The sequence below is a fragment of the Lentzea sokolovensis genome (genome assembly GCF_033949975.1).
Lineage (GTDB): Bacteria > Actinomycetota > Actinomycetes > Mycobacteriales > Pseudonocardiaceae > Lentzea > Lentzea sokolovensis.
The window spans coordinates 466,670-485,619 of record NZ_JAXAVU010000010.1; the positions used below are offsets into that span (position 1 = coordinate 466,670).

Annotated in this window: 22 protein-coding genes; 7 read left to right on the top strand and 15 right to left on the bottom strand. The window is 68.5% G+C overall.

The genetic code is table 11. The annotated features are described in order from the left end of the window. Positions 1-6: 6 nt before the first annotated feature. Positions 7-1,317, top strand: coding sequence for a type I glutamate--ammonia ligase (locus tag SK854_RS24140; RefSeq protein ID WP_319977364.1), 1,311 nt, complete (start codon positions 7-9; stop codon positions 1,315-1,317). Here SK854_RS24140 and SK854_RS24145 read toward each other — a convergent pair. The 6 genes from SK854_RS24145 to SK854_RS24170 all read right to left on the bottom strand — a co-directional run bounded on the left by SK854_RS24145 (position 1,298) and on the right by SK854_RS24170 (position 5,575). Then, positions 1,298-2,017, bottom strand: a complete 720-nt coding sequence (locus SK854_RS24145; protein WP_406601817.1) for a sigma-70 family RNA polymerase sigma factor — start codon at positions 2,015-2,017, stop codon at positions 1,298-1,300. The two genes, SK854_RS24140 and SK854_RS24145, sit on opposite strands and share 20 nt — an antisense overlap. Positions 2,018-2,022: 5 nt before the next feature. Then, positions 2,023-2,700, bottom strand: a complete 678-nt coding sequence (locus SK854_RS24150) for a sigma factor-like helix-turn-helix DNA-binding protein (RefSeq protein ID WP_319977366.1) — start codon at positions 2,698-2,700, stop codon at positions 2,023-2,025. Positions 2,701-2,803: 103 nt separating this feature from the next. Next, on the bottom strand, positions 2,804-3,370 hold the full coding sequence (locus tag SK854_RS24155; RefSeq protein WP_319977368.1) for a sigma-70 family RNA polymerase sigma factor: 567 nt from the start codon (positions 3,368-3,370) through the stop codon (positions 2,804-2,806). Positions 3,371-3,455: 85 nt separating this feature from the next. Further along, complete coding sequence (locus SK854_RS24160) at positions 3,456-4,172, bottom strand: class I SAM-dependent methyltransferase (protein ID WP_319977370.1); 717 nt, start codon at positions 4,170-4,172, stop codon at positions 3,456-3,458. Then, on the bottom strand, positions 4,169-4,738 hold the full coding sequence (locus SK854_RS24165; protein WP_319977371.1) for a sigma-70 family RNA polymerase sigma factor: 570 nt from the start codon (positions 4,736-4,738) through the stop codon (positions 4,169-4,171). Before SK854_RS24165 ends, SK854_RS24160 begins: the two co-directional genes overlap by 4 nt. A gap of 114 nt (positions 4,739-4,852) precedes the next feature. Beyond that, positions 4,853-5,575: a class I SAM-dependent methyltransferase gene (locus tag SK854_RS24170; protein ID WP_319977372.1), complete on the bottom strand. Its 723-nt coding sequence runs from the start codon at positions 5,573-5,575 to the stop codon at positions 4,853-4,855. A 33-nt stretch (positions 5,576-5,608) separates the two neighbouring features. Here SK854_RS24170 and SK854_RS24175 point away from each other — a divergent pair, with 33 nt between their 5' ends. Genes SK854_RS24175 through SK854_RS24185 form a run of 3 tightly spaced genes read left to right on the top strand, consistent with a single transcriptional unit; the run spans position 5,609 to position 8,479 of the window. Further along, complete coding sequence (locus SK854_RS24175) at positions 5,609-6,454, top strand: ParA family protein (protein ID WP_030479497.1); 846 nt, start codon at positions 5,609-5,611, stop codon at positions 6,452-6,454. Beyond that, entirely contained in the window at positions 6,447-7,208 is a 762-nt protein-coding gene (locus tag SK854_RS24180) for an Fpg/Nei family DNA glycosylase (protein ID WP_319977373.1), read from the top strand. The genes SK854_RS24175 and SK854_RS24180 overlap by 8 nt, the downstream gene beginning before the upstream one ends. Before the next feature lie 32 nt (positions 7,209-7,240). Beyond that, entirely contained in the window at positions 7,241-8,479 is a 1,239-nt protein-coding gene (locus SK854_RS24185) for a cytochrome P450 family protein (RefSeq protein WP_319977375.1), read from the top strand. Here the strand turns inward: SK854_RS24185 and SK854_RS24190 are convergent. Then, a complete protein-coding gene (locus tag SK854_RS24190; protein ID WP_319977376.1) occupies positions 8,457-8,894 on the bottom strand; it encodes a hypothetical protein in 438 nt (145 codons plus the stop codon). The genes SK854_RS24185 and SK854_RS24190 overlap by 23 nt on opposite strands. A 68-nt stretch (positions 8,895-8,962) precedes the next feature. Between SK854_RS24190 and SK854_RS24195 the strand changes: the two genes are divergently transcribed. Genes SK854_RS24195 through SK854_RS24205 form a run of 3 tightly spaced genes read left to right on the top strand, consistent with a single transcriptional unit; the run spans position 8,963 to position 11,059 of the window. Next, positions 8,963-9,520, top strand: coding sequence for an RNA polymerase sigma factor (locus tag SK854_RS24195; RefSeq protein WP_319977378.1), 558 nt, complete (start codon positions 8,963-8,965; stop codon positions 9,518-9,520). Then, positions 9,517-10,038: a hypothetical protein gene (locus tag SK854_RS24200; RefSeq protein WP_319977379.1), complete on the top strand. Its 522-nt coding sequence runs from the start codon at positions 9,517-9,519 to the stop codon at positions 10,036-10,038. The genes SK854_RS24195 and SK854_RS24200 overlap by 4 nt, the downstream gene beginning before the upstream one ends. Positions 10,039-10,081: 43 nt before the next feature. Next, on the top strand, positions 10,082-11,059 hold the full coding sequence (locus SK854_RS24205; protein WP_319977381.1) for a quinone-dependent dihydroorotate dehydrogenase: 978 nt from the start codon (positions 10,082-10,084) through the stop codon (positions 11,057-11,059). Here SK854_RS24205 and SK854_RS24210 read toward each other — a convergent pair. The 8 genes from SK854_RS24210 to rimO form a co-directional block, all read right to left on the bottom strand. After that, a complete protein-coding gene (locus SK854_RS24210) occupies positions 11,040-12,254 on the bottom strand; it encodes a glycosyltransferase (RefSeq protein WP_319977383.1) in 1,215 nt (404 codons plus the stop codon). The genes SK854_RS24205 and SK854_RS24210 overlap by 20 nt on opposite strands. A gap of 171 nt (positions 12,255-12,425) precedes the next feature. Beyond that, entirely contained in the window at positions 12,426-13,610 is a 1,185-nt protein-coding gene (locus tag SK854_RS24215) for a uracil-xanthine permease family protein (protein WP_319977384.1), read from the bottom strand. 245 nt (positions 13,611-13,855) lie between these two features. Further along, entirely contained in the window at positions 13,856-14,668 is an 813-nt protein-coding gene (pspM, locus tag SK854_RS24220; RefSeq protein ID WP_319977385.1) for a phage shock envelope stress response protein PspM, read from the bottom strand. A gap of 29 nt (positions 14,669-14,697) precedes the next feature. After that, positions 14,698-15,552 carry a PspA/IM30 family protein gene (locus tag SK854_RS24225; protein ID WP_319977386.1) on the bottom strand — a complete coding sequence of 285 codons (855 nt, stop codon included), beginning with the start codon at positions 15,550-15,552 and terminating at the stop codon, positions 14,698-14,700. Between the two features lie 360 nt (positions 15,553-15,912). Continuing rightward, positions 15,913-16,335, bottom strand: a complete 423-nt coding sequence (locus tag SK854_RS24230) for a helix-turn-helix domain-containing protein (protein WP_319977387.1) — start codon at positions 16,333-16,335, stop codon at positions 15,913-15,915. 105 nt (positions 16,336-16,440) lie between these two features. Continuing rightward, on the bottom strand, positions 16,441-16,917 hold the full coding sequence (locus SK854_RS24235) for a CinA family protein (protein ID WP_319977388.1): 477 nt from the start codon (positions 16,915-16,917) through the stop codon (positions 16,441-16,443). Further along, on the bottom strand, positions 16,914-17,492 hold the full coding sequence (gene pgsA, locus SK854_RS24240; protein WP_319977389.1) for a CDP-diacylglycerol--glycerol-3-phosphate 3-phosphatidyltransferase: 579 nt from the start codon (positions 17,490-17,492) through the stop codon (positions 16,914-16,916). Before pgsA ends, SK854_RS24235 begins: the two co-directional genes overlap by 4 nt. Then, on the bottom strand, positions 17,489-18,892 hold the full coding sequence (gene rimO, locus SK854_RS24245) for a 30S ribosomal protein S12 methylthiotransferase RimO (RefSeq protein ID WP_319977390.1): 1,404 nt from the start codon (positions 18,890-18,892) through the stop codon (positions 17,489-17,491). The genes pgsA and rimO overlap by 4 nt, the downstream gene beginning before the upstream one ends. Positions 18,893-18,950 lie beyond the last annotated feature (58 nt).

The following is an 18,950-nucleotide window of genomic DNA, read 5'->3' on the forward strand; positions in this document are numbered from 1 at the left end:
AGGATCGTGGACTCTGCGGAACGTGACCAGCGGTTCGACCGGGCGACGGAACTCTTCGACGGGCTCAACGCGCGGAATGTGAGCGTCGTGGCGCTCACCTGGGTCGACAACAGCGGCATCACCCGCACCAAGTCCGTCCCCCTGCGCAGGCTGGCCCACGCGGCGGCGCACGGCGTGGGCGCGTCACCGGTGTTCGACGTGTTCCTGTTCGACGACTGGATCATCCAGGGCCGGTTCGCCGGCGGCCCGGTCGGCGACCTGCGGCTGCACCCCGACCTCGACCGCCTCACGGTGCTCGCGGGTCAGCCGGGCTGGGCCTGGGCACCTGCCGACCGCCACTTCCAGAGCGGCGTCCCCTACCCGATGGACCAGCGTCTGCAAGCCCGGAAGGCACAGAAGAACCTCGCGGACAAAGGCCTCACCGCCCAGGCCGGCTTCGAGATCGAGTGGTGCGTCGGCAAGTCCGGCACCGACGACTGGGTGCCCGCGACCAGCGGATCCGCGTACGGCCACGCCCGTCAGGTCGAGCTGTCCGACTACTGCGTCGATCTGCTCAACGCCCTGGACCAGCAGGACGTCGAGGTCCTCCAGTTCCACCCCGAGTACGCCGCCGGTCAGTTCGAGGTCTCCACGGCACCGGAAGGCCTGGTGGCGGCCGCCGACACCGCCGTGCTCGTCAAGGAGACCATCCGCGCCGTCACGATCCGGCACGGCCTGCGCCCGTCGTTCTCCCCCAAGGTCGTCAACGGCGGCGTCGGCAATGGCGGCCACCTGCACCTGAGCCTCTGGCGCGACGGCACGAACCTCTTCGACGGCTTCCAGGACGAGGCCAGGCGGTTCAGCGCGGGCGTCCTCGCCCACCTCCGCGCGTTGTGCGCGGTCGGTTGTCCCTCTCTCGCGAGCTACCTCAGGCTCGTGCCGAACACGTGGGCCGCACCGTTCGTGGCGTGGGGCGAGGAGAACCGCGAAACGGCCCTGCGCCTGATCAAGGACAACCTCGAGATCAAGTGCTTCGACCTGACCGCGAACCCCTACCTGGTCGTCGCGGGTGTGGTCGCGGCCGGCCTGGACGGCATCGCGACCGAAGCCGTGCTCCCGGAGGGCCTCAACGTCGACCCGGCGCTGCTCGGCGACGTCCAGCGGCTGCCCACGTCGCTCAAGGAGGCCGTCGACGAGTTCGAGAAGGACACCGTGCTCACCGAGGCGTTCGGCCTGGAACTGGCGGGCACGCTCACCGACGTGCGGCGCGGAGAGATGGAGCGCTACAAGGACGCGAGCCCGCAGGGCATCGCCAACATCACTCGCTGGCGCTATTGAGCTCCTTGCGCAGCCGCGACAGCGCCCGGTGCTGAGCCACCCGCACAGCGCCGGGCGTCGAACCGACCGCTTCGGCCGTCTCCTCCGCTGACAACCCCACCATCACGCGCAGCACGACGATCTCGCGCTGCTTCTCGGGCAACACGCGCAGCAGCGTCGCCATCTGCTCGGAGAGCTCTCCCTGCATCGCCCGCTGCTCGGGTCCGGCCGCCGTGTCCATCGACTCCGGCAGCTCGGGCACCGCCTCGGAACGGTTGCGCGAGAAGCTGCGGAACGAGTCCGCCACCTTGTGCGCCGCGATGCCGTAGACGAACGCCAGGAACGGACGCCCCTGATCGCGGTACGACGGCAGCGAGGTCAGCACGGCCAGGCACACGTCCTGCGCAACGTCGTCCGCCGACGCGAACGACCCAACGCGCGCACGGCAGTACCTGACCACCAACGGCCGGATGGTGCCGAGCAGCCGTTCGATGGCGGCGCGGTCACCGGTGACAGCGCGCGCGACGTGATCGTCAGCCTTCTCGGGACGACCGGTGTAGTACGACGGCGAAGGTGGGTCGACCGGCTCCTTCCCACCGACGGCAGTCCGCTCCACCAGAGCGTCGACAACGCCTGGAGCAGCGGAGACCGGCCCACCGACGGACGAGCCGCTGACGGCTTCCGCAGGCACCTTGCGGTGCAGGCCGGGTGTGAACTCCACGCAGATCACCGTTCCTCTTCTGGACGCCGGCGCACCGCGATGCGCGCCCGCCGGATCCGTCCTTCGACCGCGCGCGGGGTGAGTCGCACCAACTCGGCGATCTCCGCATGCGAATAGCCCTGGTCATGAAGGAAGAGCAACCGCCTGCCGTCCTCGCTCAGCGTCGCGAACGCGGCGTTCGCGGCCTGCTGTTCGATGACCGCGTCCTCGGGAGTCCCCTCGGCCACGACGTGTTCGAGCGAGGCCAGGGTGTCCACGAGCCGCACGTCCTGCCAGCCGTGCGCCTGCGTCTGCCAGCGCCGGTAGACGTTCGGGAACGCGAGCACGCACGCGTTGACGAAGTACTCGTTCAACGGCTGCCCGCGCTCGACCGACCACTCCCTGCCGAGCAAACCCCGGTCGCGGAAGTAGACGAACCCCTCGTAGACCGCGTCGCTCGCCAGTTCCTCGGCCTCCTGCAGCGAGATCTCCTGCTGCTGCAGGTAGCGACCATGCCGCCCGCAGCGGGAGAACATGGCGCCGGACCGCACGAGCCTGGTAACGAACGTGAGGCCGTACCCGAGAAGCTGGCGGTGGAACTGATCCCAGCGCGGCCCGGAAAGCCCCGACTCGCGGAAGTGCTGCACGAGCACTCCGTCGACGCGCAGCCGGTCGGCGGCAAGCGCTGAGTCCGAACTTCCCATGCCCCCTGGTCCCTATGTCGGTGTCTTCCTGCCCTCTAGGTATGTCGTTTGGGTGCGTCTACCCCACGCACTCGCCACGAATCGTCACAAATGCAAACGAATGTCACCCGATCGGGACAGCCAATGCGGCAATTTCCTTGCGAAGGCGACCCAGCGCACGGTGCTGGGCAACGCGCACCGCGCCCGGCGTCGAGCCCACGGCGTCCGCGGTCTCCTCGGCGGACAACCCCACCACGACGCGCAGCACGAGAATCTCGCGCTGCTTGTCCGGCAGGAGGTGCAGCAGCCGCCCCAGGGTGCCGTTCAACTCGTCGCGGAGCACGAACTCCTCCGGTCCGGCGCCCCGCACCTCCTGATCGGGCACCTCGGCCACCGGCTCCGCACGGTTACGTCCCAGAGCCCGATGCGCGTCGGCGACCTTGTGCGCGGCGATGCCGTAGACGAACGCCAGGAACGGCCGGCCCTGCTCCCGATACTTCGGAAGGGCCGTCAGCACGGCCAGGCAGACCTCCTGCGCGACGTCGTCCGCAGTTGTCGCGGAACGTCCGACACGCGCGCGACAGTACTTCACCACCAGCGGTCGCAAGTAGCGTAGTAGCTGGTCAGTGGCCCTGCGCTCGCCTTGCACGGCCAGGCTCACCAGTTCTGCGGATAAAGCCGAACTCTCCATCCGAAGCGTCCCCTCGTCGACGTCCCGTGGAGGAGACGTGCGACGCGTCACTCCTTATGCGGAAAGTAGGGAGAAACTTCAAACGTCACCCGTTTGCAGCAACGAAGAGCGGTTGGTAATAGGCGTGGAGCGACCACTCCCCGTAATCGAAACCGGCCCGTTCCGCCAATTCAGTGATTTCGTGACGAGTAATCGCCCAATACCGTGCCTTGCCCACGACGACGCGCCAGGAGTCGGCTTCGTGCAGCCGGAACATCTCCAGTTCGTACTGGTCGCCGTCCCAATGCCAGAGCTGGAACCACACGACCCGCCCCGGCCCGACGGACGGAGGGGTCGACAACGGCCGTTCGCCGCGGATCGCGTCGTAGTCGCGCGTCGAGAGGATGAGCCGGCCACCGGGACGGAGCACGCGACGCATCTCTCGCAACGCCGCCAGCACGTCCTGGGCGGTCAGCAGGTGAGGCAGCGCGTTGTCCGCGGCCAGCACGACGTCGAACGAGGCATCGGCGAACGGCAGTGAGCGCATGTCCGCGGTGAACGCGGGCAAGGTGACGCCACGCGCAGAGGCCTCCACAACGGCCCGAGAGGCCGCCTTGGGACTCAGATCGGTGCCCACGACCTCATAGCCGCGCAGAGCCAGACCGATCGCCTGCGTGCCGATGCCGCACGCACAGTCGAGAACGCGCGCGCCTCGCGGGATGAACTCCGCGAGCTGCGACGCCTGCCGGGCCATCGACGCGTCCCAGTCCGGGAACATCAGGTCGTACGTCCCGGCCAGCCCGTCGTAGAAGGCGCCGGTCAAATCAGCTCCTCGACCCCCACGGACGTCCTCAGCTTCGCGAGCGCACGGTGCTGAGCCACCCGCACGGCACCCGGCGTCGAGCCGATCGCCTCGGCCGTCTCCTCCGCCGTCAGCCCGACGACCACGCGCAGCAGCAGGATCTCGCGCTGCTTGTCCGGCAGCCCGCGCAGCAACTGGCCCAGCCGCACCGAGAGCGAGCCGAGCAGCGCGTTCTCCTCGGGGTCGATGGTCAGCGACGGCCCGTCCGGCACCTCGGCGACAGGTTCGGAGCGGTTGCGCGCCGAGACGCGATGCGCGTCCGCGACCTTGTGCGCGGCGATGCCGTAGACGAACGCCAGGAAAGGTCTTCCCTGCTCACGGTAGCTGGGCAGGGCCGTCAGCACCGCCAGGCAGACTTCCTGCGCCACGTCGTCCGCCGACGCGTACGCCCTTTCATTGCGACCGACGCGCGCACGGCAGTACCGCGCCACGAGTGGTCGCACGGAGCCCAGCAGCCGCTCGACGGCGTGCCGGTCACCCGCTACGGCCTCGTTGACCAATGAGGCCAGCAGGTCGGAACTTTCCATCGCGTTGGTCCCTACGTCGGCGGCGGAAGCCATTATCTTTCGCCGCCGCCTTGTTTGGGACCACTCATCAGGGTCATAAAAGTCCCGAATGCAAAGCCGGGTGAAAGGTCACAGTCAGAGGGCGGTGCGGCGGGCGAACACGTGCAGCCGGGCGGCGACGTCCCGGAGCGGGGACCGCGTGGCCGCGGCCAGTTCCAGCTCGGCGAGCGCGTCGGCGGCACCCGGATTCGTGTCCAGCACCACACCGGGCACGAGGTCGGAGACGATGCCATGACCTTGCAGGAGCTCGACGGAAAGCCCCGCCTCGAGAACCAGTTTCTCAAGACCCGGGACGTCGAACCGGCGCTGCAACGGGTCACGTGTGCCCGCGAGCTGACCGGCGTCGTCGTCCAGCAACCTTCGCGCGTCGACGATACGGCCGGCGATCGCGCGGTGCAGGATCGCCGCGAAGCGGTTCGCGACCAGCACCGACACCGCGCCGCCGGGTGCGACCGCCGCGGCCAGCGAGGCGAGCGCGGCCGGGGCGTCGTCGACGACCTCCAGCAGCCCGTGCGCCAGCACCAGATCGGCTTCACCAGCGGGAACGCCCAACGAGTCCGTGTCGCCCTGGACCGCGTTGATGGTCACACCGGCCTCGCGCGCACGGGTGTTCAGCGTGGCCAATGCGTTCGGGGAAGGCTCCACGACCGTGACCGCGCATCCCGCTGCGGCTAGGGGCACGGCCCAGACACCGCTGCCGCCTCCAACGTCGAGCACGCGGGGCGGTTCTCCACCCCTGCGCTCGCGTGCGGCGGCCAATTCGGCGTCGAGCACCCTCTGTACGGCGTCCGGTCGCATGTCCAACAGAGTAGGAGACCCTAGAGTAGGTCTGTGCATACGGTGTCCGTGCTCAGCCTCAAGGGAGGCGTCGGCAAGACGACGGTGGTGCTCGGCCTGGCCTCTGCCGCCCTCCGCCGTGGCGTCCGCACGCTCGTGATCGATCTCGATCCGCAGTGCAACGCCACGTCGACGCTGGAGCCAGAGGAGTCCAAGGCCAGCATCTACGACGTCCTGCAAGACCCGTCCGAGGAGAACGTCGAGCAGGCGATCCGCCCGAGCAGGTGGGGCGACGGCATCGACGTGTTGTCCGGGTCCGAGGACGCCGAACTGCTCAACCACCCGGATCCGAACGAGTCCCGGTTGCATCGTCTGAAAGACGCGTTGCGCACGTTGCGCGACATGTACGACGAGTTCCCGTACCAGCTCGTGCTGCTCGACTGCCCGCCGTCGCTGGGCCAGCTGACCCGGTCAGCGCTGGTGGCGGCCGACCGCGCGCTGCTGGTCACCGAGCCGACGATGTTCGCGGTCGCGGGCGTGCAGCGGGCTTTCGAGGCGGTGCAGAACGAGCGGGAGAGCAACAACGCCGACCTGCAGCCGTTGGGCGTCGTGGTGAACCGCGTGCGCCCGCGCTCGCACGAGCACCAGTTCCGCATCGAGGAGCTGCGCGACATCTTCGGGCCGTTGGTGATGCCGGTGGCGTTGCCGGACCGTCTCGCCGTGCAGCAGGCACAGGGCGCGTGCATGCCGATCCACGAGTGGGGCACGCCGGGCGCGCGTGAGGTGGCGCTGGCGTTCAACCTGCTGCTCGCCCGCATCCAGCGCATCTCGCGGAGCCGGCGTCGGGCCGTGCACCACGACTTCGACGACGACGAGATCCAGGAAGCGGTGGATGCCTGAGGGGGACACCGTCTTCCTGGCCGGCCATCGCATGCACGAGGCGCTGGCCGGGAAGACGCTGCGGCGCGGCGAACTGCGCCACCCCCGGCTGGCCGCACTCGATCTGGCCGGCCTCGACGTGCTCGGCGTGCGGACTTACGGCAAGCACATGTTCACCCACTTCTCCGACGGCAACAGCCTGCGCAGTCACTTCCGCATGGACGGCGCGTGGCACCTCTACCGGCCCGGTGAGCGCTGGCGCCGTCCCGCGCACCAGGCCCGTGCGGTGTTCGAGGTCGACGACCGGCAGGCCATCGGATTCGCGTTGCACGACATGGAGTTCGTGCCGACCGCACGCGAAGATGAACTGATCTCACATCTCGGGCCCGATCTTCTCGCGCCGGACTTCGACGCCGCTGAGGCCGTTCGGCGGTTGACCGCCGACCCTTCCCGGCCTGTCGGCCTCGCATTGTTGGATCAACGGATCATGGCCGGCGTCGGCAATCTCTACCGCGCGGAAGTGTGTTTCCTGTTGCGCGTTCTGCCGACGGCACCGGTGTCATCTGTGGACGCCCCACGTGCGGTTGCGTTGTCACGCAAACTCCTGCAGGCCAACCAGTGGCGGCCGGAACAGAGCACCACCGGCGACCTGCGCGTGCAGCACTACGTTTTCGAGCGGACCGGCAAACCCTGTTTGCGTTGTCGCACAAGAGTCCGATCGGACGAGATCGACGGCAGATTTGTGTACTTCTGCCCAAAATGCCAGTCCGGTTGAACCGAGACGCTCTCCTGGCCGTGTGCCCCAATATGGCGGTAAATCTGGATGCGTTGCGCCCCGGCTTCACCGACGACCCCTATGCCGTGCTCAAGAGCCTGCGCGACGCGGGCCCCGTGCACCGGGTCGAGACCTTCGGCGTGCCGATGTGGCTCGTGACCCGATACCCCGACGTGCGCGCCGCGTTGGACAACCCGCTGCTGTCCTCGCACGGCTCGGCGCTCACCGAACCCCTGCGCGGCCATCCGCACTTCGCGTCGTGGTGGTTCGGCGATCTGTCCGAGCACATGATGAACAGCGACGAGCCTGATCACACCCGCCTGCGCCGCGCGGTGTCGAGCCAGCTCACGCCCCGCCGCATCGCCGCCCTGCGTCCCCGGATCGAGCAGGTGGCCGCCCAGCTGGCCGACGGCTTCGCGGACTCCGGGCGCTGCGACCTGATCGCGGACTTCGCGGCGCCACTGCCGATCACCGTGATCATGGAACTGCTCGGCGTTCCCGCGGTCGACCAGGAGAACTTCCGCTACTGGGCGGACGTGGTCACCGGGCTGGCGGACGGCGACGCGTCCTCGGCCCGTGAGGAGACCTCCGGCTACCTGCGCGACCTCGTGACGCACAAGCGGACGTCCGGTGACGACGATCTGATCGGCGGCCTGGCCCGCGCGACCGGCGAGTCCGCGCTGTCGGACAGCGAACTGGCCTCGCTGGCGTTCCTGCTGCTCGTGGCGGGCTACACGACCGCCGTCGACCTCGTCGGCAACGGCGCGCTGGCGTTGCTGCGCAATCCCGAGCAGCTCGAACTGCTGCAACGCTCGTCGTCCCTGCTGCCCGGCGCCGTCGAGGAGTTCCTGCGGTTCGACGGGCCGACCTCGCACCTGCTGCGGTTCGCCACGCAGCCGCTGACGATCGGCGGCGTGCAGATCCCGGCGGGCGACGTCGTGCTGCTCTCGCTGGCCTCAGCCGAGCACGACCAGAACCGCTATCCGCGGGCCGACCAGCTCAACATCGAACGGGCCGACCGCCAGCACCTGGCGTTCGGGCACGGCATCCACTTCTGCCTGGGCGCGCCGCTGGCCCGGCTGGAGGGCGAGGTGGCGTTCCGGACGCTGCTGGGACGCTGCGCCGGGCTGGCGCTGGACACCTCGCAGCCGCTGGGGTGGCGGGTGTCGCTGGGCAGCCGCGGGTTGCGGGGGCTGCCGGTGACGTTCCGGACGAAGCCGCGGATGCCGCTGGACGAGCAGGCGACGATCAAGGTGCCCAAGCCGATGTGACGGCGTGGAGCCGGTCGAGTTCCTGCCGAGCCTCGTCGAGGTGGCCCGCGTCCATCAGTCTCAGGAAGTGGTGGCCCAGGCCGGACGGCATCGGCAACAGCCCCTGGAAGCCCAGCCACAGCTCCTTCGCGACCAGCTCTTCCTCCGCGGACAGCTCGACGTGCAGATCGAAGTACCCGGCTCCTTCCAGTGTCTCGGCCCAGGCGGCGATCTCGTCCGCGTTCGGCTCGTCCGCCCAGGCCGACTTCGGTTCGAGGCGCTCAGCCGCGTTCTCAACCGAGTTGCCCACCGCCACGCTGACGGCCAGCGTCACGTCGTAGTAGGGCCTACCTGGCCGCCACAGCGCGATGAACGCTTCTTGTGCGGTGGCACCGCCTGCGAGCAGAGCGCGCGCCTCCTCGGTGATGTCCCCCATGCCGCTCATCATGCCCAGGCGCGTAACGGCGTGGGGCTAAGTCAGCAACCATTAGCGTGAGTCAGCCGATGACAGCACCACGACATCCACCGCCGCCCTCTCCCACCCGCGCCGCGCGTGCGTTCGAGGAGATCTACGAGGCCGAGTTCGACGTGGTCACGTCGTACTTCGCGCGGCGTACCGCGGACCCGCAGACGGCCGCCGACCTGACCGCGGACACGTTCGTCGCGGCCATCACGTCGTTCGGCACGTTCGATCGCAGCCGGGGCACGGCGCGAGGCTGGGTTCTCGGCATCGCACGGCGGGTGTTCGCGCAGCACTGCGAGGCCGTCACACGCGGCCGGAGCGTGGTCGCGCGCATTCACGGACGGCGCGTGCTCGACACCGACGAGATCGCCGACCTGGTCACGCGCATCGACGCGGAACGGGAAGGCCGTGAGCTCATCGCCGCGATGGCGGCACTCAGTCCCGCCGACCGCGAAGTGATCGAACTCGTCGATCTGGTCGGGATGACACCGAAGGACGCGGCGAAGGTGCTGGGCATGTCGTCCGGCGCGCTGCGGATCAGGCTCTTCCGGGTGCGCGGCAAGGTCCGCGACCTGGCATCGAACGGGGGACAGCGATGACGACGTTCAAGGACAACCTGCTCGACGACCTGATGCGCGAGCACGGTCAGACGGTCGAAGAGGCGCCAGAACAGCGCAGGAGGTCCGCACGGCCGTTGCTGGCCGCGGCCGGTGCGCTCGCCATCGCCGGCGCGGCGACCATTGCGATCACCGGCACCAGCAGCGAGGCCTACGCGGTCACCAAGAACGCCGACGGCAGCGTCACGATCACCATCCGGGACATCAAAGGGGTCGACGCGGCCAACGCGAAGCTGCGCGAGTACGGGATCGGCGCGAAGGCCGTGCCGATGTCACGGGACTGCGAGGCCCTGGACGAGACCAAGATGGACCTCCTCGGCGGCTACGTGCTTCCACGCATCTCCGACGACGGCTCGGTCACGATGAGCCCCGGCGACATCCCGGCCGGGTACTCGGTGCTGCTCGGCGTCTCGAACCTGCCGAACCGCAACACCGGGCTGGGCTACACCGGCCCGATCCGCAACCCCGCACCGGACTGCCTGGCCGAGGTCGGGAACTGAGGCACTGCGCGCCCACCCTGAGCTGGCGTTATAGGGTGGGCGCGTGGTGTACAAGCAGGTGGTTCGCAAGGCGTTGTTCGGAATGCACGGCGGCGACGCGGAGCGGGTCCACGAGACCACGCTCAACGTCATGGCCAAGCTCAGCCCGCTGGCGAAGTTCGCCCGCAACCAGAACAACCCGCGCACCGTCTTCGGTGTCCGCTTCCCGAACCCGGTGGGGCTCGCGGCGGGCCTGGACAAGGACGGGCGCGCGCTGCCGGCCTGGGCCGCGCTGGGGTTCGGGTTCGTCGAGGTCGGCACCGTCACGTGGCACGCGCAACCGGGCAACCCGAAGCCACGCCTGTTCCGGCTCCGCGAGGACGAGGCGATCATCAACCGGATGGGCTTCAACAACGCGGGTGCGCAAGCGCTTGCCGCGAAGCTCGACAGGACGCCGCTGAAGGCGCCACTGGGCATCAGCCTCGGCAAGTCCAAGATCACGCCGGTCGAGGACGCCGTCCAGGACTACCTGAACTCGCTGAACGCCCTGCAAGACCACGGCGACTACTACGCCATCAACGTCAGTTCGCCGAACACGCCCGGTCTGCGCAGCCTGCAGGACAAGGGCGCGCTCACCGAGCTGGTCCAGACGCTCACGCGGGCCACGGACAAGCCGATGCTGGTCAAGATCGCGCCGGACCTCACCGAGGACGCCATCGCCGAGGTCATCCAGGTGTGCGTCGACAACGGCATCAAGGGCCTCATCGCGACGAACACCACGCTGAGCCGTGAGGGCCTCACGAGCGCTCACCAGAGCGAGACCGGTGGCCTGAGCGGCAGGCCGCTCACCCAGCGCGCGAACGACGTGGTCCGGTTCATCACGAAGAACAGCGACCTGCCGGTCATCGGCGTCGGCGGCATCGCGACCGCCGACGACGCCAAGCGCATGATCGACGCCGGCGCGAGCCTCGTGCAGATCTACACCGGGTTCATCTACGAGGGCCCCGGGCTCGTGTCGAGGATCAACCGGGCACTGAGGTGAGCGTGCGTTCGACGTGCTCCCAGCGGCCGACCGGACGGTAGCCGCGCAGCACGGTGAACAACGAGCGCAACACCGCGACGAAGTCCACGAACACGATCACCATCAGCAGCGGGTAGGCCAACGGCGCCAAGGCCAGCAACGGCGCCTTGGCCCGCCACGGTTCGGAGATGTCGCCGATGATCGTGAACAACGCCACGCCCGTGTAGACCGCGCAGAGCAGAAGAATGCCGGTGAACCAGCCCGTCTGGAACGTCGCGGTGACGACGACGTAGATGAACACGGGCTCGAACAGCACGAGGACCTCCCCCGCCGCCGTGTACGGCAGGTGCACCCACGAGAGAAGGCGCGTGCACGACCTGCCGAAGAAGAGCGAGCGGTGCTTGTAGAACGCTTGCAGCCGTCCGAACTTCCACCGGAACCGTTGCCGCAGCAGACCTTTGAACGACGGCACGGCCTGCGTGTACGCGATCGCGTCGGCCGCGAAGATGATGCGCCAGTCGAAGTTGCCGCGCACGGACAGGATCTTCATCGAGAAGTCGATGTCCTCGGTCATCGTGTCGGTGTCGAAGTAGCCGCACGCGCGCACGATCGACGTCCGGAACATCGAGCCGACACCGCCGATGACGTACTCGCAGTTGAACACCGTGTAGCCCTGCTTGAGCCGGTGCACCACCGCGTACTCCAGGCGCTGCACCCAGCCCAGCACCCCGCGCTGGTCGGCGATCTTCACGTTCGCCGCCGCGGCGAGCACCATCGGGTCGGCGAAGTGCGCGACCATCTTCGAGACGGCGGTGCGGGACAACGTCGAGTCGGCGTCCAGCACCATCACGAGACCGTCGCCGACTAGGTGCATGCCGGTGTTGATCGCCGCCGCCTTGCCCGTGTTCTCCTGTGAGACAACGTGAACGCGGGAGCCGAAGCGCCGCAACGCGGCCAGCGTGCCGTCGACCGAGCCGTCGTCGACCACGACCACCGACACGTCCCCGTAGTCACTGTCCAAAACGGACTGCACCGCGCGGGCGACGCACAACTCCTCGTTGTAGGCCGGGATGACGACCCACACCGTTGGCGCGTAAGGCAACGGACGTGAGCGGCACAACGAGAGATCGTAGAGATCGGCCGCCACCAGAACGACGCACACGCGGACGACACCGATCATCGCCAGCGGAACCATGAGCCACGCGAGCGACGTCATCGGCGATGGCGCAGCAGTCGGATGCGGGTCGCGGCCAAGCTGCCCGCGATGATCGCGCAGGCCATGAACAGCACCACGAAGTACGCGGCGACCATGGTGAAACTCCCTCCCTGGACCGGAAACTGGATCGGTCCGAATTGGAGGGACGAAAACCACACAAACGTGTGTCGGTCAGTTACGGCGTGCAGCCCTGAGCCAGCGCATGATCGGGTGCAGGATCACGACGAGCAGCGAGCCCCACACCATGCCGCCCATCTCCAGGTCGCCGATCTCGATGGTCAGGTCGCCGACGCCGGCCACCAGCGCGGCGCCGCCGACCATCGCGTTCGCCGGGTTCGCCAGGTCGACGCCGCGGTCCATCCAGATCCGCACGCCGATCAGCACGATCAGGCCGTAGAGCACCAGCGTGCAGCCGCCGAGCACGCCCGGCGGGATGGTCCCGAACAGCGCGATGGCCTTCGGGGAGAACGCCAGCAGCGTGGCGAACACACCGGCGAACGCGAACGCCGCCGTCGTGTACACGCGGGTCACGGCCATCACGCCGATGTTCTCGGAGTACGTCGTCGTCCCGGCGCCACCGCCGAGACCGGACAACGCGGTCGACAGGCCGTTCGCGATGATCGCGTCGCCCGCGCTGCCGTCGAGGTTGCGGCCGGTCAGTGCCGCGACCGCCTTCACGTGCCCGACGACCTCGGCCACGAGCACGATCACCACGGGCAGCATCAGCAGCACCACGGACGGCCGCAGTTCCGGCTGGTACAGCTTCGGCAGGCCGACCCACGCCGCGTCGCGCAGCGCGGTGATCCGCTCCGACGACACGGCGCCGAACGCCAGGCCACCCATCCAGATGGCCACGAAGCCGATCAGGATCGAGAACCGGAACACCAGGCCGCGGCCCAGCACGCCGGCCAGCAGGATCACGGCGGTGGTCAAAGCGGCGACCAGAGGCTGCTCGGCGAAGTTCGAGGTGGCCTGGTGCGAGAGGTTCAGGCCGATGATGATCACGACGGCGCCGGTGACGACCGGCGGCATGACCGACTCCAGCAGCCGCACGCCGAGCGCCTTGACCGCGATGCCGACGACGATCACCAGCAGGCCCGCGGCGACGACCCCGCCGAGCTGCGCGGAGATGCCCTGTTCGCGCGCTGCCACCAGCGGTGCGACGAAGGCGAAGGACGAGCCGAGGTAGCTCGGGACGCGATTCTTGGTGATCACCAGGAACAGCAGCGTGCCCAGGCCGGAGAACATCAGGGTGGTGGCGACAGGAAGACCGGTGGCGGTGGGAACGATCACCGTCGCGCCGAACATGGCGACCAGGTGCTGCACTCCGAACCCGATGGTGAGCGGCCAGCTCACCCTCTCCTGGGGTGCGACGGTTTCACTGTCGGTGATCCGACCGTCCCCGTGCACGGTCCACAACGCCAACGCACTGCCTCCCGGCAATTCAGCCGGACTTCCCGCAGACCGGCCCCGGAATCCTGCCACGCCATGTAGCGGCTACGGCTAGATAACGGTCCGATAATCACACGATTGCCCTAAGGATCTCCAGAGAGAACCGCCGAATAGGCGCACTCGATTACTGAGCGTCACATTTAATGTGTTTAATAGCCTGACACGTCTCGCATCGCGGACGCGAGCCCGGCCATGTGGTCCGTGGCGTCGTCCAGCACCTCGGCCGGATTCTGGAACTGCGTGCTCGCTGCCAGGGCCTTGCCCGCCTCGGCCACCAACGCACAGTAGCGGTCCACGCCGTCCGCCAGTTGCATCCGGAGCACCCGCACGCCCTCGACCAACGGCGTGCGCTCCAGCGGCGGCGCGGTGTCACGAGCGCGTTCGACGGCCTGAAGCTGCGCGGAGACCGCGCGGATCGCCGAGGAGGCCTCCTGGGCGGTCTGGCGGGCGTGCTGGACGGACTCGGTCGGCATCGACGTGAGCGCCGGCGAGTCGAGCTGCACGAGCAGCTGGGTCATCGCGTCCTCGGCGCCGTGCAACTTCTCCATCGGAGCGCGCGCGGACGAGATGTGCGCGGGCAGCGGCGGCCGGGGCGGTGGCGGCGGCGACAACGCGAGCCGTTGCCGGGCGGCCCCCAGCTCACGCAGCTTGAACCCGCTGCGCACGGCGAGGACGGCGGGCACCGCCGCGCCGATCGAGCCGGTGACGGCGGCCCACGTGCCGAGCACCCCGGTGAAGCCCAGCACCGCGAGGGTGCCGAGCATCGAGATGACGATCAGCCAGAACGTCAGCACGGCGTTCGTGCGCTTGCGCTTGCGTTCGAGCTTGGCGCGCGGGTCGTTCCACTTCTGCATGCGGTAGCGCGCCTGCTCGGCCAGCGGGTGGCCCTGGAGCGACGCACCCAACTCGTTGACGACCTTGCGGACGATCTCGTTGTTGGGACGGTTTCTCCAGGGCTCCATGATCACCTGCTGGCTCCTTTGCGTCCCGCTCAGTTCTGCTGAGCCGGCGGGACCTGCTGCTGCGTGGTCTTCTGCTCTGACTGGACGCGCTGCGCGATCTCGGCCTGGATCTGCGCGGCCGCGCTGTTGCCCGCGGTCACCTGGGCCGGCGTGTTCGCCTGCCCGCCGTGCATGGACGCGCGGATCTGCTCCAGACGCGACGAACCGGCCATCTGGGTGGTCGAGGCCTGCACCTCGAGCATCCGGCCCTGCACCGAGTTCTGGGCGAGCTCGGCGGACCCGATCGCGGTCGCGTAGCGCTTCTCGATCTTGTCGCGAACCTCTTCCAGCGACGGCACGTTGCCCGGCGCGGCGAGTTCGCTCATCTGGGTCAGCGACGCGGAGACCTGCTCCTGCATCTTGGCCTGCTCCAGCTGGCTGAGGAGCTTGGTGCGCTCGGCCAGCTTCTGCTGCAGCATCATCGAGTTGCGCTCGACGGCCTGCTTGGCCTGCGCGGCCGCCTGCAGCGACTGGTCGTGCAGCGTCTTGAGGTCCTCGATGCCCTGCTCAGCGGTGACGAGCTGGGTGGCGAAGCTCTGCGCCGCGTTCTCGAACTGCGTCGCCTTCTGCTCGTCGCCCTTGGCGCGCGCCTCGTCGGCGAGCACGAGGGCCTGACGGGCGGAGGCCTGCAGCTTCTCGACGTCGCCCAGCTGGCGGTTCAGCTTCATCTCCAGCTGGCGCTGGTTGCCGATGACGGCCGCAGCCTGCTGAGAGAGGGCCTGGTGCTGCCGCTGCGCCTCCTCGATGGCCTGCTGGATCTGCACCTTCGGGTCAGCGTGCTCGTCGATCTTCGACGAGAACGACGCCATCAGGTACTTCCAGAACTTCACGAACGGACTGGCCATCTCCTACGCCTGCCTTCTCGGTGCCGGTGTTGGATCCATCGTCTCAATTGTGCGTCGGCGTATCCACCGACACGGGGAGATATCCGGGAACACCCTGACCCACCCCGGGACTTAGGAGTACACGCCTGACGACGTGCCAATCCTGCCCTCACCCGCGCCCCAGGACGCGGTGACCCAGCGTGCTGATGCCAAGCCGTTGCCTGCCGCTCAGCCCGAAGCGCCGTTGCCCTGTTGAACGTCCGAAGACGCAATCTTGTTGCAGACCGTCACGTGGCGGGGACCACAGTCGGTGACATGTCACCCGGATGCAGGCGACCCCGCCCGCCAGACGGCGGACGGGGTCGTAGATGACATGGGGTGTTACGCCGCGACGACCGCCTTGGGCGTCTCGCCGATCTTGCTCGTGAGCCTGTGAGTCAGCATGGGCTGCAGGCGCAGATCGGACAGGTCGTCCGAGAGCGTGGACGGCAGCACACGGCCACCTTCCAGCTTGCCGCGGTCCGAACGTCCGTCCGGGACGGTGTCGGGAACCGTGTCCGGCGTCTGCTGGACGGCGCCGATGTCGGACGCCACGTGGTGCAGCAACTCGGACAAGGGCAGTTCTAAAGCGTCACATATGGCCGCGAGGAGCTCGCTGGACGCCTCTTTGCGGCCGCGCTCCACCTCGGACAGGTACCCCAGGCTCACGCGGGCGGTCCGAGAGACCTCGCGCAGCGTGCGGCGTTGGTTGGTGCGGGCATGGCGAAGTCGATCACCGATCGCCTCGCGTAGCAGCACGGTCATCGCGCGCCTCCTTCCGGCCGGCCGTGTCCCTACGTTACCGATCGACACCGACAACGGGCACTGACTTCCGAACACGTCCGCCAAGGGCGAACGAACGCGGAGTCATCATTTGTTCCCGGCGTCGGTCACCAGCAGGTAATCCGAGAGCAGGACCAGCGCTTTTTCCACGGCGGCGGAACGGACCGCTCTGCGGTCGCCACTCACCGTGATTGTCCGCACTGTGGACACTCCAGGGCCGCTCAAGCCGATGTGGACCGTCCCCGGAGCGACTCCGTCCTGCGGGTCGGGCCCGGCGACCCCGGTGAGCCCGATTCCCCAGTCCGATTTGCACCTCTTCTTGGCGCCTTCGGCCAGTTGGATCGCGACGTCGGGATGCACGGCTCCGTGCTCGTCGAGCAACCGCTGGTCCACGCCCGCGAGCTCGTGTTTGAGCTCGGTCGCGTAGACGATCAACCCACCGCGGACCACGGCACTCGCCCCCGGTGTGTCGACGATCGTCGCGCACAGCAGACCCGCGGTCAGCGACTCGGCCGTGGCGACGGTCTGGTTCTTCGCTTTGAGCAGTTCGACGACGCTGGTCACAGCACCGCCCGTCCTGCCCTTGCCTTCATCTTGAACGCGTGGATGACGTAGTCGATTCCCGTGACGATGGTGAGGACCAGCGCGACGGCCATGATCACCCATGCGATGAGCTGCAGCACGTCGTTCTGCGGGAGCACGAACAGCCCGATGGCGATGACCTGGGCCAGCGTCTTGGCCTTGCCGCCGCGGCTGGCCGGGATCACGCCGTAGCGGATCACCCAGAACCGCAGCAGCGTGATGCCGATCTCGCGCACGGCGATGGTGATCGTGATCCACCACGGCAACACGTCGAGGATGCTCAGGCCCACCAGCGCGGACCCGGTCAGCGCCTTGTCCGCGATCGGGTCGGCGATCTTGCCGAAGTCGGTGATGAGGCCGTGCTTGCGGGCGAGCGTGCCGTCGATGTGGTCGGTGAAGCTCGCGACGGCGAAGATGCCGAACGCGATGAGGCGCCACGTCGTGTCGAAGCCGCCCGCTTCGAACAGGGAGAACAGGAAGACCGGAACGAGCAGCATCCGCGCCACCGTGAGGACGTTGGCGACGTTGAGCAGCGGGACCTTCCTGGCCTCAGTCATGTCGCGATGACCTCTACGACCAGGTCGACGCCCTCGGAGTCGACCACGCGGCAACGCACGAAGTCGCCGCGCTTGAGGCCCTCGGCCTCCAGCACGATGCACTCGCCGTCGACCTCGGGCGCCTGGTGCTCGGCCCGGCCGACGCAGTCGCTCTCGTCGTCCTCCTCGTGCTCGATCAGCACGACGACCTCGTCGCCCACTCGGTCCTCGGCGCGCTGGCTCGTCAGCTCCTCGACGAGGTTGCCGATGCGCTGCACCCGTTCCGCGATGGTGTCGGCGTCGAGCTTGCCGTCGAGCTCCTCGGCCTCGGTGCCGTCCTCGTCGGAGTACCCGAAGATGCCGACGGCGTCGAGCCGCGCCTCCGTGAGGAAGCGTTCGAGTTCCTGCAGGTCAGCCTCGGTCTCGCCGGGGAAGCCCACGATGAAGTTGCTGCGGATGCCCGCCTCGGGCGCGTGCTCGCGGATCTGCCACACGAGCTTGAGGAAGCTGTCGGTGTCGCCGAACCGGCGCATGCGGCGCAGCACGTTCTCGCTGGAGTGCTGGAACGACATGTCGAAGTAGTTCGCGACCTTGTCGGTCTTCGCGATGGCGGCGACGAGGCTGGGCTTGGTCTCGGCCGGCTGCAGGTAGCTCACGCGCACCCGCTCGACGCCGGGGATGCTCGCGAGCCGCGGCAGCAGCTGCTCCAGCGCACCCTGGTCACGCGGCAGGTCCTTGCCGTAGCTCGTCGAGTTCTCGCTGACGAGGAACAGCTCCTTGACGCCGTTCTCGGCGAGCCACATGGCCTCGGCCACGATCTCGTCCGGGTGCCGCGACACGAACGCGCCGCGGAAGCTCGGGATGGCGCAGAAGCTGCACCGGCGGTCACAACCGGACGCGATCTTCAACGGCGCCACGGGAGCATCGTCGAGGCGCCTGCGCTGGACCTTGGTCGGTCCCCAGCCGTGGCCGGGCACCTGGACGTCCTTGCTGGCTTCCTGGCGCTTCACGGGCGTGATCGGCAGCAGCGTGCGGCGGTCCACCGGCACGTGCGACTCGACGGGCTTGCCGTGCAGCACGTCCTGCAGGCGTTCGGCCAGGTCGTTGTACTGGTCGAAGCCCAGGACCGCGGCCGCCTCCGGGAGGCTGTCCGCGAGCTCCTTGCCGTACCGCTCCGCCATGCACCCGACCGCGACCACCTTGGCCCCGGTGTCGGACGCGGCGAGCAGCGTGTCGACAGAATCCTTCTTGGCCTGCTCGACGAAGCCGCACGTGTTGACGACGACGACGTCCGCGCCCTCGTCCACCAGTTCCCAGCCGCCCTCACCGAGGCGCCCGGCGAGTTCTTCGGAGTCGACCTCGTTGCGGGCACAGCCCAGGGTCAGCAGCGACACACGTCGCGGAGTGGTGGGAGAAGACACGGCGCTCAGAGTAACCGGGTCGGGCTGTCAGGCCGGAATCGTGCCCACCTCATACTTG